General features: G+C 69.6%; 13 protein-coding genes. 9 read left to right on the top strand and 4 right to left on the bottom strand.

Annotated elements, in window-relative coordinates; all coding sequences use genetic code 11:
- Window positions 1–260 precede the first annotated feature (260 nt).
- The 6 genes from OG452_RS08990 to OG452_RS08965 all read left to right on the top strand — a co-directional run bounded on the left by OG452_RS08990 (window position 261) and on the right by OG452_RS08965 (window position 9,432).
- Window positions 261–3,113, top strand: coding sequence for a putative bifunctional diguanylate cyclase/phosphodiesterase (locus tag OG452_RS08990; protein ID WP_327295082.1), 2,853 nt, complete (start codon window positions 261–263; stop codon window positions 3,111–3,113).
- 216 nt (window positions 3,114–3,329) lie between these two features.
- Window positions 3,330–5,216: an acetolactate synthase large subunit gene (locus OG452_RS08985; RefSeq protein WP_327295081.1), complete on the top strand. Its 1,887-nt coding sequence runs from the start codon at window positions 3,330–3,332 to the stop codon at window positions 5,214–5,216.
- A 20-nt stretch (window positions 5,217–5,236) separates the two neighbouring features.
- Window positions 5,237–5,764 carry an acetolactate synthase small subunit gene (gene ilvN, locus OG452_RS08980; RefSeq protein WP_327295080.1) on the top strand — a complete coding sequence of 176 codons (528 nt, stop codon included), beginning with the start codon at window positions 5,237–5,239 and terminating at the stop codon, window positions 5,762–5,764.
- A 130-nt stretch (window positions 5,765–5,894) separates the two neighbouring features.
- The gene (ilvC, locus tag OG452_RS08975) at window positions 5,895–6,896 is read left to right on the top strand and encodes a ketol-acid reductoisomerase (RefSeq protein WP_327295079.1); all 1,002 of its coding nucleotides are present in this window, start codon (window positions 5,895–5,897) and stop codon (window positions 6,894–6,896) included.
- 262 nt (window positions 6,897–7,158) lie between these two features.
- The gene (gene serA, locus OG452_RS08970; RefSeq protein ID WP_327295078.1) at window positions 7,159–8,751 is read left to right on the top strand and encodes a phosphoglycerate dehydrogenase; all 1,593 of its coding nucleotides are present in this window, start codon (window positions 7,159–7,161) and stop codon (window positions 8,749–8,751) included.
- 99 nt (window positions 8,752–8,850) lie between these two features.
- A complete protein-coding gene (locus OG452_RS08965; protein WP_327295077.1) occupies window positions 8,851–9,432 on the top strand; it encodes a TetR/AcrR family transcriptional regulator in 582 nt (193 codons plus the stop codon).
- Window positions 9,433–9,540: 108 nt separating this feature from the next.
- On the opposite strand, the gene OG452_RS08960 is transcribed toward OG452_RS08965, so the two are convergent.
- From OG452_RS08960 to OG452_RS08950, 3 genes are all read right to left on the bottom strand, one after another.
- On the bottom strand, window positions 9,541–10,041 hold the full coding sequence (locus tag OG452_RS08960) for a nucleoside deaminase (protein ID WP_327295076.1): 501 nt from the start codon (window positions 10,039–10,041) through the stop codon (window positions 9,541–9,543).
- 72 nt (window positions 10,042–10,113) lie between these two features.
- Window positions 10,114–10,584 carry a cyanase gene (gene cynS / locus OG452_RS08955; RefSeq protein WP_327295075.1) on the bottom strand — a complete coding sequence of 157 codons (471 nt, stop codon included), beginning with the start codon at window positions 10,582–10,584 and terminating at the stop codon, window positions 10,114–10,116.
- A 112-nt stretch (window positions 10,585–10,696) separates the two neighbouring features.
- A complete protein-coding gene (locus OG452_RS08950) occupies window positions 10,697–11,311 on the bottom strand; it encodes a carbonic anhydrase (protein ID WP_327295074.1) in 615 nt (204 codons plus the stop codon).
- Window positions 11,312–11,477: 166 nt separating this feature from the next.
- On the opposite strand from OG452_RS08950, the gene cynR reads away from it, so the two are divergent.
- The gene (cynR, locus tag OG452_RS08945; RefSeq protein ID WP_327295073.1) at window positions 11,478–12,383 is read left to right on the top strand and encodes a transcriptional regulator CynR; all 906 of its coding nucleotides are present in this window, start codon (window positions 11,478–11,480) and stop codon (window positions 12,381–12,383) included.
- A gap of 32 nt (window positions 12,384–12,415) precedes the next feature.
- On the opposite strand, the gene OG452_RS08940 is transcribed toward cynR, so the two are convergent.
- Entirely contained in the window at window positions 12,416–13,651 is a 1,236-nt protein-coding gene (locus OG452_RS08940) for a PucR family transcriptional regulator (protein ID WP_327295072.1), read from the bottom strand.
- A 192-nt stretch (window positions 13,652–13,843) separates the two neighbouring features.
- Here OG452_RS08940 and OG452_RS08935 point away from each other — a divergent pair, with 192 nt between their 5' ends.
- Both OG452_RS08935 and pruA read left to right on the top strand, forming a co-directional pair.
- Complete coding sequence (locus OG452_RS08935) at window positions 13,844–14,770, top strand: proline dehydrogenase family protein (protein ID WP_327295071.1); 927 nt, start codon at window positions 13,844–13,846, stop codon at window positions 14,768–14,770.
- 48 nt (window positions 14,771–14,818) lie between these two features.
- Window positions 14,819–16,459 carry an L-glutamate gamma-semialdehyde dehydrogenase gene (gene pruA, locus OG452_RS08930; protein WP_327295070.1) on the top strand — a complete coding sequence of 547 codons (1,641 nt, stop codon included), beginning with the start codon at window positions 14,819–14,821 and terminating at the stop codon, window positions 16,457–16,459.
- The last annotated feature ends 120 nt before the right edge of the window (window positions 16,460–16,579 follow it).

Raw genomic sequence — 16,579 nt, 5'->3', positions numbered from 1 at the left:
AACTCTCCTGATCGTAACGGAGCGTAGAAGCGCTATGTCCCTGAGTGACGGTCCTGGTGTATCGTCCGGATGGGGGTTCCACCGCGCAAGGTCACGGTGCGGGGGAGCGTACAGATTCCGAGGGGGCGACGGGCGATGCACGGCCAATGGACGAACCAGCTGACGCAGCGGGGCCATCGACGGCGTTCCCGGCGGCCCGCCCTGTACAGATCCGGCCAGCGCCGGGTGATGCCGCGGACGGCGGGCCCGGGGGAGGAGCGGTGAGCGCGTCGGGGGCGCTGCTCGCCCGGCAGCCGGCCCCCGGCGGCCCCGCGGGTCTGCTCTCCCAACTCCTCCTCGCCGTGGTGTGCGGAGGGTACGCGGTCGGCTCGGCCTTCGACTGGGGCTCCAAGCAGCTGGCTCTCGTGATGGGCGACTTCGGTCTCAGCTTCGCCGCGGCGCTGGCGGCGGTCTCCTGCCTCTTCTATGCGCGTACCCGGGAGATCAGGTTTCGTCCCGCCTGGCTGCTCTTCGCGCTCTCCTCCGCGATGGCCTCCTGCGGAAACGCGGTGTGGGGCTGGTACGAGGTCGTCCTGCGGGTCCCGGTGCCCAGTCCCTCCCTCGCCGATCTCTTCTTCCTCTGCTTCGCGCCGCCGGCCATCGTGGGGCTGCTGGTCCTCGCCAAGCGTCCGGTCACCCGGGCCGGCTGGGTCTGCCTGGCGCTGGACGCCTGGCTCATCGGCGGCTCGCTGCTGACGCTCTCCTGGAGCCTTGCGCTGGCCCACACCGCGCGGCTGGAAGGCAGCCACGAGAGCGTGGCCCACGCGGCCCTCTCGCTCGCCTACCCGCTCCTCGACATCGTCCTGGTGTCGATGGTGCTCGCCCTGCACTTCCGCAGGTCCAACGCCAACCGCTCGGCGATCAACACCGCCATCGCCGGGCTCGCCCTGACCGTCCTGTCCGACGCCCTGTTCACCTCGCCGCTGCTGCGCGCGAACTACCACTCGGGCCAGCTGCTGGACGCCGGCTGGTTCGCGGGGTCGCTGCTCCTGGCGTACGCACCCTGGGCCGCGCGGCTGGGAGCCACCGGATTCACCGGGGCCGACCCGGCGCCCGAGCCACGGGGAATCCGCCAGCCGGGGCGCCCGAGCCGCCCGATCGCGGGATCGCTGTCCGCCCTCACGCCGTATCTCGCCGCCGCCGTCTGCACCCTCGGCATCCTCGACAACGTGATCGACGGCCGCAGAGTGGACCGGGTGGTCGTCTTCACCGGCTGCACGGTCGTCCTCGCCTTGGTCGTACGGCAGGGCATCATGCTCGTCGACAACATCGCGCTCACCCATGAACTGGCCCAGAAGGAGAACCACTTCCGCTCCCTGGTGCAGGGGTCCAGCGATGTCATCATGATCGCCGCCCCCACCGGCATCCTGCGGTACGTCAGCCCCGCCGCCGCCGGTGTGTACGGGCGGGACGCCGAAGAACTCATCGGCTCCGAGCTCGCCTCACTCATCCACTCCGAGGACCTGGGGCGAGTGGTCCACGAGGTGCGGCGGTTTCTCGCCGCCTCACCCGCCACCGAGCCCACCACCCGTATCGAGTGCCGCTTCAGATCCGGCACCGGCGACTGGCTCAATGTCGAGTCCACGGTCAACCGCCACCAGGGCGGTTTGATCTTCAACAGCAGGGACGTGACCGAACGGGTCCGGCTCCAGGCGCAGTTGCAGCACAACGCCGAGCACGATCCGCTCACCGGCCTGCCCAACCGCGCGCTCTTCACCGACCGGGTCCGCAAGGCGCTCTTCGGGCGCAGAGCGACGGACCACGGCACAGCGGTGCTCTTCATCGATCTGGACGGCTTCAAGGCGGTGAACGACACCATCGGCCACCAGGCCGGGGACGAGCTGCTGATCCAGGCCGCCCGCCGCCTCCAGGAATCCGTCCGGGCCGCGGACACGGCGGCCCGGCTCGGCGGCGACGAGTTCGCCGCCCTGATCATCGGCAACGGCGGCCAGGACCAGTCCGCCCGCGAATCCCAGGTCCACGAGATCGCCGACCGGCTCCGGCTGCGGCTCTCCGAGCCGTACCGGATCGAGGGCAGCGAGGTGCGGGTCGCGGCCTCCATCGGCGTCGCCTTCGCCGAGTCGGGTATCACCCCGACCGACCTGATGCGCAACGCCGACCTCGCCATGTACCGTGCGAAAGCCGGCGGCAAGAACCGCGTCGAGCTGTACGCGCCGCAGATGCAGGCCGAGGTCGTCCGCCGGTCCGAGCTGACCGCCAGGCTCCGTACCGCGCTGCACGACGGCGAGTTCGCCCTGCTGCACCAGCCCGTAGTGAATCTCACCACCGGACAGATCGCCGCTGTCGCCGCTCACGCCCGCTGGCGGTCCACCCAGGGCATCCTCTTCACCCCGGCGGAGTTCCTCCGGGTCCACGAGACCGGGGACCTGGCCGAGGGCGCGCGCACCGGCGAGCTCAGCCGATGGCTGCTCGAAGAGGCCGTCGAGCAGGCCGCGGACCGCGGCGGCGCCGGGCACCAGGTGCCGGTGGCCGTGCGCCTCTCCGCCCGCAGGCTGCTGGACAGATCCATGCCGCTCGGGTCCATCGAGGCGCTCCTCTCCCGGCACGGGCTGCCCTCCGGCGCCCTGGTCATCGAGATCGCCGACAGCGACCCGAGGATCGCCTTCGAGGAGCTGGAGCGCCGTCTGATGGTCCTGCGCAGGCACGGTGTGCGGATCGCCCTGGACGGATTCGGCCGGGGGTACGCCGCGATAAACGCACTGAGGCGGCTGCCCGTCGACGTACTCAAACTGGACCGCGGACTGGTCGAGGGCGTGGTGGAATCGGCGCGGCTGCATAAAATCACCAGCGGGCTGCTGCGCATCGCCTGCGATCTGGGTATGCAGTCGGTCGCGGACGGGGTCGATTTACCCGAACAGGTGACAGCGCTGCGTGCCATGGGATGCACCCACGGACAGGGCATGGCTTTCGCCGGGCCATTGGACGAGTACCGGCTGCGCCGCTCACTGAGCCGTTCTCGCTTCCCCCTGCCGGGTGGCGCGGCCAGGCCGGTACTGCTCGGAACACGGTCCTTCGCCGGTTCAAATAATGAGACGCCTGTCCCACCCACTTGACAGTCACCGGGGGGCGGGAGGAGGGTCAGTGCCATGACCACCCGAATTCTCGTACTTGGAAAGCGCGTCGGCTGAAGCAGAGCTCCTCACCAGCTCCGCTCAACGCCCCCGACGCGCTCCCCTCGCTTGCCTCACGGCACGGGGGGTTTTTTGTTGCACCAGCACCACCGGAACACCGCGAAAATCCCCGCAAAAACCCTCAGCTTCGAGAAGAGAATGCCGATGACCGAGCAGGCCACCGGGGCCCACCACCCGCAGCCGCGGGCCCGTAACGGCGGACCTTCGTCCGCCACCGTCGAGCACGTCACGGGCGCGCAGTCCCTCATCCGTTCTCTCGAGGAAGTCGGGGCCGATACGGTATTCGGCATTCCCGGCGGTGCGATCCTCCCGGCGTACGACCCGATGATGGACTCCACCCGGGTCCGTCACATCCTGGTCCGCCACGAGCAGGGAGCGGGTCACGCGGCCACCGGTTATGCGCAGGCCACCGGCAAGGTCGGGGTGTGCATGGCCACCTCGGGGCCGGGCGCCACCAACCTGGTCACGCCGATCGCCGACGCACACATGGACTCGGTCCCGCTGGTCGCGATCACCGGCCAGGTGGCTTCCGCCTCCATCGGTACGGACGCCTTCCAGGAGGCGGACATCTGCGGCATCACGATGCCGATCACCAAGCACAACTGGCTGGTCACCGACGCGGCCGACATCCCGCGGGTGATCGCCGAGGCGTTCCAGGTCGCCTCTACCGGGCGGCCGGGACCGGTGCTGGTGGACATCGCCAAGGACGCACTGCAGGCGCAGACGACGTTCTCCTGGCCGCCGCAGCTGGAGCTGCCCGGCTACCGGCCGGTGACCAAGCCGCACGCCAAGCAGATCCGTGAGGCCGCGCGGCTCATCGCGCAGTCCAAGCGCCCGGTGCTGTACGTCGGCGGCGGTGTCATCAAGGCGCACGCCACCGCGGAGCTCAAGGTGCTCGCCGAGCTGACCGGGGCACCGGTCACCACCACGCTGATGGCGCTCGGCGCCTTCCCCGACAGCCACCCGCAGCACGTGGGTATGCCCGGGATGCACGGTGCGGTGACCGCGGTGACCGCGCTGCAGAAGTCCGATCTGCTGATCGCGCTCGGCACCCGCTTCGACGACCGCGTCACCGGCAAGCTGGACAGCTTCGCGCCGGACGCCAAGGTCATCCACGCGGACGTCGACCCCGCCGAGATCGGCAAGAACCGTGTGGTGGACGTCCCGATCGTCGGAGACGCCCGCGAGGTCATCGCCGACCTGGTCCAGGCCGTCCAGGCCGAGCACACCGAGGGCACCATGGGGCCCGCCGCCCAGAAGCGGTACGCGGACTGGTGGACGGACCTCAACCGCTGGCGCGACACCTACCCGCTGGGCTACGACCTGCCCGCGGACGGCAGCCTCTCCCCGCAGCAGGTCATCGAGCGCATCGGCCAGGCCGCCGACGGCGACACGATCTTCGCGGCGGGCGTCGGACAGCACCAGATGTGGGCCTCGCACTTCATCCAGTACGAGCACCCGGCCACCTGGCTGAACTCCGGCGGCGCCGGCACGATGGGCTACGCGGTCCCGGCGGCGATGGGCGCCAAGGCCGGTATGCCGGACCGGATGGTCTGGGCGATCGACGGCGACGGCTGCTTCCAGATGACCAATCAGGAACTGACCACCTGCGCGCTCAACAACATCCCGATCAAGGTCGCGATCATCAACAACGGCGCGCTCGGGATGGTCCGCCAGTGGCAGACCCTCTTCTACAACCAGCGCTACTCCAACACGGTGCTGCACTCCGGCCCCGACGCCGACGGCATCGCGGCGGACGGCAAGGCCAGCGGCGGGACCCGTATTCCGGACTTCGTGAAGCTGTCCGAGGCCATGGGCTGTGTCGCGCTGCGCTGTGAGCGTCCGGAGGACCTGGACAAGGTCATCGCCGAGGCGAACGCGATCAACGACCGCCCGGTCGTGGTCGACTTCATCGTCCACGAGGACGCGATGGTCTGGCCCATGGTGGCCGCCGGTACCTCCAACGACGAGGTCATGGCCGCCCGCGGTGTCCGCCCCGACTTCGGCGACAGCGAAGAGAACTGAGACAGAGAGAGACCGACGACATGTCCACCAAGCACACGCTCTCCGTCCTGGTCGAGAACACGCCGGGCATCCTCGCCCGGATCGCCGCCCTGTTCTCCCGCCGCGGCTTCAACATCGACTCGCTCGCCGTGGGCGTCACCGAACACCCCGACATCTCCCGCATCACCATTGTGGTGAGTGTCGACGACCTGCCGCTGGAGCAGGTGACGAAGCAGCTCAACAAGCTGGTCAACGTCCTGAAGATCGTCGAACTCGAGCCCGGCGCTGCGATCCAGCGCGAGCTCGTCCTGGTGAAGGTCCGCGCCGACAACGAGACCCGCTCCCAGATCGTCGAGATCGTCCAGTTGTTCCGCGCCAAGACCGTGGATGTCTCACCGGAGGCCGTGACCATCGAGGCCACCGGCGGGACCGACAAGCTGGACGCGATGCTCAAGATGCTGGAGCAGTACGGCATCAAGGAACTCGTCCAGTCCGGCTCGATCGCCATAGGCCGCGGCGCGCGCTCCATCACCGACCGCAGCCTGCGGTCGCTCGAACGCAGCGCCTGAGCCGTCGGGCACCGCGCGTTCCGGCGGATCACGCGGTGCCCGCCCGCTCGCATGGCGAGACCCGGAAACCTTCCCTCCCCCGCCCGCCGTACGGTGGGCCGTAACACCTGCACACCAAGGAGATATCCCAGTGGCCGAGCTTTTCTACGACGACGATGCCGACCTGTCGATCATCCAGGGCCGCAAGGTCGCAGTCATCGGATACGGCAGCCAGGGCCACGCCCACGCGCTGTCGCTGCGTGACTCGGGTGTCGACGTCCGGGTCGGTCTGCACGAGGGCTCCAAGTCCAAGGCCAAGGCCGAGGAGCAGGGCCTGCGCGTGGTGACCCCCGCCGAGGCGTCCGCCGAGGCCGACGTCATCATGATCCTCGTCCCGGACCCGATCCAGGCCCAGGTCTACGAGGAGTCCATCAAGGACAACCTCAAGGACGGCGACGCGCTGTTCTTCGGCCACGGTCTGAACATCCGCTTCGACTTCATCAAGCCGCCGGCCAACGTCGACGTCTGCATGGTCGCCCCGAAGGGTCCGGGCCACCTGGTCCGCCGTCAGTACGAGGAAGGCCGCGGCGTTCCGTGCATCGTGGCCGTCGAGCAGGACGCGTCGGGCAAGGGCCTGGCGCTGGCGCTCTCGTACGCGAAGGGCATCGGCGGCACCCGGGCCGGCGTCATCAAGACGACCTTCACCGAGGAGACCGAGACCGACCTCTTCGGCGAGCAGGCCGTCCTCTGCGGTGGCACCGCCGCGCTGGTCAAGGCGGGCTTCGAGACGCTGACCGAGGCCGGTTACCAGCCGGAGATCGCGTACTTCGAGTGCCTCCACGAGCTCAAGCTGATCGTGGACCTCATGTACGAGGGCGGCCTGGAGAAGATGCGCTGGTCGATCTCCGAGACCGCCGAGTGGGGCGACTACGTCAGCGGCCCGCGCATCATCACCGACCAGACCAAGGTCGAGATGAAGAAGATCCTGGGCGAGATCCAGGACGGTACGTTCGCCAAGAACTGGATGGACGAGTACCACGGCGGCCTGAAGAAGTACAACGAGTACAAGAAGGCCGACGAGAACCACCTGCTCGAGACCACGGGCAAGGAGCTCCGCAAGCTCATGAGCTGGGTCGACAACGACGAGGCGTAAGCCACGAGGACAGGGGGCCTTCCGCACCGGACGGCCCCCTGTCCATTGCGGCCAACCACGGACGGGTGATCCTTCCGTACTGGCGGAATAAGTAAGCCGCAACGCCACTACACTGCTCAGAACATACGCGTCAGGCCCACAGCGTCGTGCGTCTTCCACGCGCCCCAGCCCCTCCGCCTGCGGTCGTCGGACGGCCGTCCGCCCCCACTGCCTGGACGGAGCGGGAGGGGCCCCCTTCGCCTTCGGACTTGTGAGGACTCACGTGAGCTCGAAACCTGTCGTACTCATCGCTGAAGAGCTGTCGCCCGCCACCGTGGACGCGCTGGGCCCGGACTTCGAGGTCCGGCACTGCAACGGCGCCGACCGCGCGGAGCTGCTGCTCGCCATCGCCGACGTGGACGCGATCCTGGTGCGCTCGGCGACCAAGGTCGATGCCGAGGCAGTCGCCGCGGCCAAGAAGCTGAAGATCGTCGCTCGTGCCGGTGTCGGCCTGGACAACGTCGATGTCTCCGCCGCCACCAAGGCCGGCGTCATGGTCGTGAACGCGCCGACCTCCAACATCGTCACTGCCGCCGAGCTCGCCTGCGGTCTGCTGGTCGCCACCGCGCGCAACATTCCGCAGGCCAACAGCGCGCTCAAGAACGCCGAGTGGAAGCGCTCGAAGTACACCGGCGTCGAGCTGAGCGAGAAGACCCTCGGTGTCGTCGGCCTCGGCCGGATCGGTGTCCTGGTCGCGCAGCGCATGTCGGCCTTCGGCATGAAGATCGTCGCCTACGACCCCTACGTACAGCCCGCGCGCGCCGCCCAGATGGGCGTCAAGCTGCTCTCGCTCGACGAGCTGCTGGAGGTCGCGGACTTCATCACCGTGCACCTCCCCAAGACCCCCGAGACGATCGGCCTGATCGGCGACGAGGCGCTGCACAAGGTGCAGCCGCACGTCCGGATCGTCAACGCCGCGCGTGGCGGGATCGTGGACGAGGAGGCGCTCGCCTCCGCCCTCAAGGAGGGCCGCGTCGCCGGTGCCGGCCTGGACGTGTATGCGAAGGAGCCCTGCACGGACTCCCCGCTCTTCCAGTTCGACCAGGTCGTCTGCACCCCGCACCTCGGTGCCTCCACGGACGAGGCACAGGAGAAGGCGGGTGTCGCGGTCGCCAAGTCCGTCCGCCTCGCGCTCGCCGGTGAGCTCGTCCCCGACGCGGTCAACGTCCAGGGTGGCGTGATCGCCGAGGACGTGCGCCCGGGGCTGCCGCTCGCGGAGAAGCTCGGCCGGATCTTCACCGCGCTGGCGGGCGAGGTCGCGGCCCGGCTCGACGTCGAGGTGTACGGCGAGATCACCCAGCACGACGTCAAGGTGCTCGAACTCTCCGCGCTCAAGGGTGTGTTCGAGGATGTCGTGGACGAGACCGTGAGCTACGTCAACGCCCCGCTGTTCGCGCAGGAGCGCGGTGTCGAGGTCCGTCTGACGACGAGCTCCGAGTCGCCCGACCACCGCAACGTCGTCACCGTCCGGGGAACCCTCGCGGACGGCGAGGAGGTCTCGGTCTCCGGCACGCTGGCCGGTCCGAAGAACCTCCAGAAGATCGTCTCCGTCGGTGAGTACGACGTGGACGTGGCGCTCTCCGACCACATGGTCGTGCTGCGTTACACGGACCGCCCGGGTGTGGTCGGCGCCGTCGGCAAGATCCTCGGCGAGGCCGGGCTGAACATCGCGGGCATGCAGGTCTCGCGGGCGGCCGTGGGCGGCGAGGCGCTGGTCGTCCTCACCGTCGACGACACCGTGCCGCCGGCCGTGCTGGCCGAGATCTCCGAGGAGATCGGCGCCGTCTCGGCCCGTTCGGTCGACCTGACCGACTGATTTTCCGCAGGCTGACGCTGATTTCCGCACGTCACCGCTGTGCCCGGTTCGTAGACGCTTGTCTTACACAGGCGTCTGTGAGCCGGGTACGCTGCTGTCATGGGACATCGTGAGGATCTGCTCGAAGGCGCCAAGCGCTGCCTGCTGGAGAAGGGATACGCGCGGACGACGGCCCGCGACATCGTCGCCGCCTCCGGTACGAATCTGGCCTCCATCGGCTACCACTACGGTTCCAAGGAGGCCCTGCTGAATCTGGCCTTCCTCAAGGTGACCGAGGAGTGGGGCGACGCGGTCGGCGAGGAGTCGGGGGTGGATCCCACGGCCATCGCCGATCCGTACGAGCGCTTGGAGGCGGTGTGGGGGAAGGTCATCGGCTCCTACGAGGGCAGCCAGGCCCTGTGGAAACTCCAGCTCGAAGTGGTCTCGCGTTTCGATGACGAGCCCGAGCTGCGCAAGGCGATCGCCGGGCCGCAGAAGGAGGGCCGTCTTGGGCTCGCCGAGAACTTCCAGGGCATCGACGAGAAGACCGACCCGGAGAAGGCCCGTACGGCCGGACTCGTCTACCAGGCGCTGCTCGTCGGGGTGATGGTGCAGTGGCTGATGGATCCCGGCACGGCCCCCTCCGCGCGGGACCTCACGGACGGGCTCAGGGCGATCGTCGGGGACGACGGGCCCGCCTGACGACCAGGCTGCCCGAAGGCGCCGCGAGCGGACTGTTCCCGTCTGCTCGGCTGCTGCCCCGGGTGGCGGGCAGGGCCTGCCCCGCCACCCCTTCCGGTTACCGGGGCGTCAGCTTGCGGTGGGGGCCCCGGGCACGCGGCGCTCGCCGCCGTTCAGCTCCTGCCAGAACCGGTAGACGTCCACCGCGCCGTCATGCGCATGGTGGCGCATGGGCAGCCGCCGCTCGGTGTAGTCCTTGGCGAACTCACCGTAGAAGGTGTCGAGTTCGAAGTACTTGCGGTCGTCCACGTAGTGCGGCTCGTAGGCGTCACGGGTGGTCAGGAAGACGACCTCGTCCGGGGAGCAGTAGTACAGCGCCCCGAGGCACATCGGGCAGGGGTGCGCCAGGACGTAGATGGTGGTGCCGGCCAGGTGCTCGGTGCCCAGCTTCACGCACGCGTCGCGGATGGCGAGGACCTCGGCGTGTGCCGTCGGGTCGTTGGTCTGGGCGACCTTGTTGGCGCTCTCGGCGAGGATTTCGCCGTCCTTGACGATGACGGTCGCGAACGGCCGGCCGCCGTCGGCGACGTTCTGCCGGGCGAGGTCGATGGTGCGCTGCGCGAAGTCCATGAGGGTTCCTCCAGGGTGTGAAACGGCGGGTGTGGAAACCGGGGTACGGGGGAGGGGAGCGGGGCCTGCGGGTCAGAAGGGCCTGGTGGGCAGGTACTTGCCGTCCAGGGTGATGACGGCGCGCTCGCCGCCCTCCGGGTCGGCGACCTTCCGCACATCGAGCCGGAAGTTGATCGCGCTGATGATGCCGTCGCCGAACTGCTCGTGGATCAGGGCCTTGAGCGTGGTGCCGTAGACCTGGAGCATCTCGTGGAAGCGGTAGATCGTCGGGTCGGTCGGCGCGCCGCCGGGAATCGAACCGCGGGTGGGGATCGTCTGCAGCAGCATCACCGCTTCCTCGTCCAGGCCGAGGAGACCGGCGACGGCCTGCGCGGCTTCGGCCGGCAGGGCGTGCTGGCCGAGGACGGCGGCGGTGGTGAAGGCGGGCGAAAGTCCGGCGGCGTCGGCGATCTGCTGCCAGGACAGGTCCATGCGGGTCTTGGCCTCGACGGCTGCGACGGCCAGGGCCTGACGGGCGGTGGGGTCCAGCTGTGCGTGCACCATGAGCTGGTTTCCTTTCGGTGAGCTGCTTCCCGCGGGTGCGGGTGCGGCGGTTCTCGGGCGGGTGGATCCCGGGCGCCTCGTTGCGGCGGGGGCCAGGGGGCGGGGGCGCAGGTCAGGCGGTGAGAGCGGTGCCGCGGCCGGTCGCGGGGTCGAGTTCTTCGACGGTGCCCGTGGCGATGTCGAAGACCCAGCCGTGCAGGGCGACGGTGCGGGCGGCGAGGGCGCGGGCCACCGAGGGGTGGGTGGCCAGGCTGGCCAGCTGGGCGAGCACGTTCCGGCGTACGAGCGCGTCAACGGCGCCCGCCCCGGTCCCGGCCGTGGTAACGCTCTCGGCCCGGATGGTGTCCGCCTGCCGCAGCCAGCCGGCGACCTCGGGGGTGCCGGTCAGGTCGTGGCCCTCGGCCAGGGCGGTCATCGCGCCGCAGGCGGAGTGCCCGCAGACCACGATCCCGGACACGCCGAGCACCGCGACGGCGTACTCGATGCTCGCCGCGATCCCGTCGGCGCGGCCCTGGGTGTGGGCGGGGACGAGGTTGCCGGCGGTGCGGATCACGAACAGCTCACCGGGTTCGCTGGCGCAGATCAGCTCCGGCACGACACGGGCGTCGGAGCAGCCGATGAACAGCGTCGTGGGCCGGTGGTGGCCCGCGAGGTGGGCGAAGAGCTCCGCCCTGGGGGGAAAGAGGTCCCGCTTGAAGCGCCGTACTCCCTCAGTGAGGTCGGGCATGGCCACTCCCTTCGGTGGAGGATTTGGTGGATGCGGAGGCGATGCATGCCGGGCCCGTGGGCTGACCGGAACCGCTGGCCGACTGGATCCACTGTGCACGACCTGGGGCTATAGCGTCCAAGACGTAATATTCATAAGGTCTATTGTTGTCATCTATAGTTGAACCATGGCCCTGGAACTGCGTCATCTGCGCTATCTGCTCGCAGTGGCCGAGCACGGCAGCTTCACCCGCGCCGCCGAAGACCTGCGGATCTCCCAGCCCACCCTGTCCCAGCAGATCAAACAGCTGGAGCGTGGTGTGGGGGCGCAGCTGCTGGACCGTACCGGCCGCTCCGTGCGCCTCACCGACGCCGGCGAGGCGTACGAGCACTACGCCCGCCGGGCGCTGCGCGACCTGGCAGCCGCCGAACGCGCTGTCGCCGATGTCCAGGACCTCTCCCGGGGCACTCTGCGGCTGGCGGTGACCCCGACCTTCACCGCCTATCTGATCGGGCCCCTGATCGCCGAGCTGCACACCCGCCATCCCGGTATCGCCCTGGAAGTCAGGGAGATGACGCAGGATCACATCGAGTCAGCCCTCCTCGCCGACGGCCTCGACCTCGGTATCGCCTTCGACGGACCCCACCTGCCCGGAATCGCCGCGTCAGCCCTGTTCACCGAGACCCTCAGCCTCGTCATCGGCGCGGACCGGGCCGACGCCGGCCACGGACGGCCGCTGCCGGTCAGGGACCTCGCCGAGTGTCATCTCGCGCTGCTCAGCGGCGACTTCGCCACCCGCGGCCACATCGACGCCTACTTCGCCCAGGAGCGGGTCAGCCCCCGCATCATGGTGGAGGCCAACTCCATTCAGGCGCTCACCGAGATCGTCCGGCGCACCCCGCTGGCCACCGTCCTGCCTGACGCCATCACCCACGACCACCCGCACCTGCGTCCGGTGCCTCTCGATCCGCCTCTTCCGCAGCGCACCGTCGCCCTCCTCCGGCGCGAGAGCGCCTACCGGAGTTCCGCGTCCCGCGCCTTCGCCGATGTCGTCCAGCAGGTCCTCCACACCCGCGGCTACGCGCCCGCCTGACTGAGCCGCTACAACTGATGTAGCCGGAGCCGCTACAGCCGCGCCCCCTTCAGCGCCATGTGCAGCAGCAGCCGGTCCTCGCCCTCGTCCAGATCGAGGCCGGTCAGCTGCTCGATACGGGAGAGGCGGTAGTAGAGGGTCTGGCGGTGGATCCCGAGCACCGACGCGGTACGCCCGGCCTGGCCCGCGCAGTCGAGGAACACCTCGGCGGTGTGGGCCAGTTCGGCATGGGCCGGCGCCGTGAGGTCCCGCACCACCGTGTCGCGCGCGAGCCCCCGGGGGAGCGCGGTCAGCAGGCGGTACGGACCGATCGATGCCCACTCCGCGACCGGGCCGAACCGTGGCTCGGCCGCCGCGGCGCGGGCCGCTGCCGCGCACTCCCGCCAGGACACCGACAACCCGGTCAGACCGTGCCGGGCCGGTGCCACACCCGCCGTGGCCCCGGCCCCCGCCAGCTCAGCGAGGCGTGAAGCGGCACTCAGCGCCGGGTCGAGGGTGCCCGCGCTGCGCACTCTGATCAGCGCGGCCAGGGCGTACGCGTACGGAGCCTTCTCGGTGGGCGCGCCCCCGCTGTCGGCCGGCCCGGGGCCCGTGCCGGGGCCGCCCGTACCGGATCCCGGGCTTTCGGGGCCGGTGTCCGGGCCCGTGCCCGGCAGGGTGCACAGCGCGGCGGCGGCCGGGACGGGGCGGACCGGAGGATCCTCGTCCGGCCAGGGCGCCACACACACCATGGCGTGCAGCCCGTCCGCGCCCGGTCCCAGCGCCGTACCCAGCGCGGCCACCGCCATGTCGCGTGGCCAGCCCCCTTCGGAGGTGAGCACCGCGCGGAATTCACGCGAGAGTCCGGCGCCCGCCTGCGCCTCCTCGAACAGCAGGTCGCCGATGCGCGCGGTCACCTCCATCGCCGCGGCCAGTCGGCGGTCCGTGGGGCCGGGGTCGGAGTCCAGCAGCCAGACATATCCGTACACGGTGCCCCTGTGGCGTACGGGCAGACAGATCCGGCCACGGTAGACCCCGGCCTCCGGGGCGGCGGGGATGCGGACCGGGCCGGTGGCGCGGGTGATGCCGAAGTCCTCGAACCAGGCACGGACGGCCGGGGTGGACCGCCGGGTGAGGATCGAGCGGGTACGGACCGGGTCCATCTCGCTGTCGTCCTCGCTGTTGTGCGCCCCGAAGGCGATCAGCCCGAAGTCCCGGTTCTCGAGGGTCGCGGGGGCGCCGAGCAGCGCCGAGATCTCGTCGGCCAGTTCCTGGTAGTCACCCTTCACGCCGGCATTCTCCCACCCCTTCAGACATATGTCTGAGATCCAGGGCACGGATGCGTGACAGCTGTCGATGGCAGAACATCGGGGCGGTCCTTAAGTTTCGGAGTAGTCCCCCGTGCTGTACCGGCCCGATTCGGTTCGTGCCGCTCCCATACCGCTACGGTCCTCGTTCGTACTTTTGGTTGGAGGTGCTCCGTGCTGGCTCCCGTGATCCTCGCTGCGGCGCGAAGTGACAAGATGCGCCGGTTCATTTCGGCCGCGCCGGGCACCAAGCAGGTCGTCGCCCGCTTCATCGCCGGTGAGACCGTCGAGCAGGTCGTCCCGATCATCGAGGACGCCGCCGGCAAGGGCCTTGAGGTCACCCTCGACGTGGTGGGTGAGGACATCACCACCCCCGAGCAGGCCACCGCCGCCCGCGACGCCTATCTGGAGCTGGTCGAGCGCCTCAAGGGCCTCGGTCTGGGCGAGAAGGCCGAGATGTCGGTCAAGCTGTCGATGTTCGGACAGGGCCTGGAGGGCGGCCACGAGCTGGCGCTCGCCAACGTCCGCCGGGTCGTCGAGGCCGCCGCCGCCATCGGCACCACGGTTACCCTTGATGCCGAGGACCACACCACGCTCGACTCGATGTTCGCCATCCACGAGGAGCTGCGGAAGGACTTCCCGCAGACCGGCTGTGTCATTCAGGCCTACCTCTTCCGCACCGAGGACGACGCCCGCCGCCTCGCCGCGGCCGGCAGCCGGGTCCGTATCGTGAAGGGCGCCTACAAGGAGCCCGCCTCCGTCGCGTACCAGGCCAAGGCCGAGATCGACAAGGCGTACGTCCGGATCCTGAAGATCCTCATGGACGGCGAGGGCTACCCGATGATCGGGTCCCACGACCCGCGTCTGATCGCCGTCGGCCAGGAGCTGGCCCGCAGGGCCGGGCGCAAACTGAACGAGTACGAGTTCCAGATGCTGTACGGCATCCGCAGCGACGAGCACATCCGGCTCGCGGCCGAGGGCCACCGGATGCGCGTCTACACGGCGTACGGCACCGACTGGTACGGCTATTTCATGCGCCGCCTCGCGGAGAAGCCGGCGAACCTGCTGTTCTTCGGCCGCTCCGTGCTCACCAAGGGCTGACCTGCCCGGCTGACCACCCACCTCAGACATAAAGGAGACAAGGCACTCATGGACGCTGTGACCCAGGTCCCCGCGCCGGTCAACGAGCCGGTCCACTCCTACGCCCCGGGCAGCCCGGAGCGCGCGCGTCTCGAAGCCAAGCTCAAGGAGCTGGCCGAGAACCCCATCGAGCTCACCATGAACATCGGCGGCGCGAAGCGGATGGGTGGCGGCGAGCCGTTCACCGTCGTCCAGCCGCACAACCACCAGTCCGTCATCGGCACCGGTGCGCACGCCACGCAGGCCGACGCCCAGGACGCCATCGACGCCGCGCTGGCCGCAGCCCCCGCCTGGCGCGCGATGTCCTTCGACGACCGTGCCGCGATCATCCTGCGCGCCGCCGAGCTGCTCTCGGGCCCGTGGCGCGAGACGCTGGCCGCCTCGACCATGCTCGGCCAGGGCAAGACGGCCCAGCAGGCCGAGATCGACACGCCCTGCGAGCTGATCGACTTCTGGCGCTTCAACGTCAAGTACGCCCGTGACCTGCTGGCCGAGCAGCCCCCGGCCAACTCCCCGGGCGTCTGGAACCGGCTGGACCACCGGCCGCTCGAAGGCTTCGTCTACGCGATCACGCCGTTCAACTTCACGGCCATCGCGGGCAACCTGCCGACCGCCCCGGCCCTGATGGGCAACGTGGTCGTCTGGAAGCCGTCCCCGACACAGACCCACGCGGCCGTCCTGCTCATGGAGCTCCTCACGGAGGCCGGCCTCCCCAAGGGCGTCATCAACCTGGTGACGGGCGACGGCATCGCGGTCTCCGAGGTCGCGCTGAACCACCGCGATCTCGCGGGCATCCACTTCACCGGCTCCACCCCCACCTTCCAGTACCTGTGGAAGACGGTCGGCGAGAACATCGGCAAGTACCGCACCTACCCGCGCCTGGTGGGCGAGACCGGCGGCAAGGACTTCGTGGTCGCGCACCCGAGCGCCGACCGCGCCGTGCTGAAGACCGCGCTGACCCGTGGCTCGTTCGAGTTCCAGGGCCAGAAGTGCTCGGCCTCCTCGCGTGCGTACATCCCCGCCTCGATCTGGAACAGCGGCTTCCGCGAGGAGTTCGCCGCCGAGGTCGACTGGATCACCATGGGTGACGTCACGGACCTGTCGAACTTCATGGGCGCCGTCATCGACGACCGCGCGTTCGCGAAGAACAAGGCCGCGATCGACCGCGCCAAGGCCGACCCGACTTGCAAGGTCATCGCGGGCGGTACCTATGACGACTCCGTCGGATATTTCGTGCGTCCCACGGTCATCGAGTGCACCGACCCGGCGAACGAGGTCTTCACGACCGAGTACTTCGGCCCGATCCTCGCCGTCCACGTCTACGACGACAGCCAGGACGGCTCGTACGACGCGATGCTGGAGCAGATGGAGTCGGCTTCCGACTACGCCCTGACCGGCTCGGTCATCGCGGCGGACCGCGCGGCGGCCGCGCACACGATGGAGAAGCTCCGCTACGCGGCGGGCAACTTCTACATCAACGACAAGTCGACCGGCGCCGTGGTCGGCCAGCAGCCCTTCGGCGGCGGCCGCGCCTCGGGCACCAACGACAAGGCCGGTGCTCCGCAGAACCTCCAGCGGTGGACCCTGACCCGGGCCATCAAGGAGACCCTGGTCCCGCCGACCGAGTACACCTACCCCCACCAGGGCTGATCCCGGCCCGCCCCGAGACGCCGCCCCCTCCCGGTCCACCGCCGCGAGGGGGCGGATCCATGTCCGGGCCAGGTTCCATGCGGGCCAGGTTCCATGTCCGGGCGTTCCGTGTGAGCTGTG

Source organism: Streptomyces sp. NBC_01197 (assembly GCF_036010505.1).
Lineage (GTDB): Bacteria > Actinomycetota > Actinomycetes > Streptomycetales > Streptomycetaceae > Streptomyces.
This window is presented reverse-complemented; position numbering and strand designations above follow the sequence as displayed.

What these genes read in the sequence shown, in the direction of transcription:
- cynS (WP_327295075.1), bottom strand. Translation starts at nt 10,584, where the DNA reads ATGGTGCACGCACAGCTGGACCCCACCGCCCGTCAGGCCCTGGCCGTC.
- OG452_RS08985 (WP_327295081.1), top strand. Translation starts at nt 3,330, where the DNA reads ATGCCGATGACCGAGCAGGCCACCGGGGCCCACCACCCGCAGCCGCGG.
- cynR (WP_327295073.1), top strand. Translation starts at nt 11,478, where the DNA reads ATGGCCCTGGAACTGCGTCATCTGCGCTATCTGCTCGCAGTGGCCGAG.
- ilvN (WP_327295080.1), top strand. Translation starts at nt 5,237, where the DNA reads ATGTCCACCAAGCACACGCTCTCCGTCCTGGTCGAGAACACGCCGGGC.
- OG452_RS08960 (WP_327295076.1), bottom strand. Translation starts at nt 10,041, where the DNA reads ATGGACTTCGCGCAGCGCACCATCGACCTCGCCCGGCAGAACGTCGCC.
- OG452_RS08950 (WP_327295074.1), bottom strand. Translation starts at nt 11,311, where the DNA reads ATGCCCGACCTCACTGAGGGAGTACGGCGCTTCAAGCGGGACCTCTTT.
- OG452_RS08965 (WP_327295077.1), top strand. Translation starts at nt 8,851, where the DNA reads ATGGGACATCGTGAGGATCTGCTCGAAGGCGCCAAGCGCTGCCTGCTG.
- pruA (WP_327295070.1), top strand. Translation starts at nt 14,819, where the DNA reads ATGGACGCTGTGACCCAGGTCCCCGCGCCGGTCAACGAGCCGGTCCAC.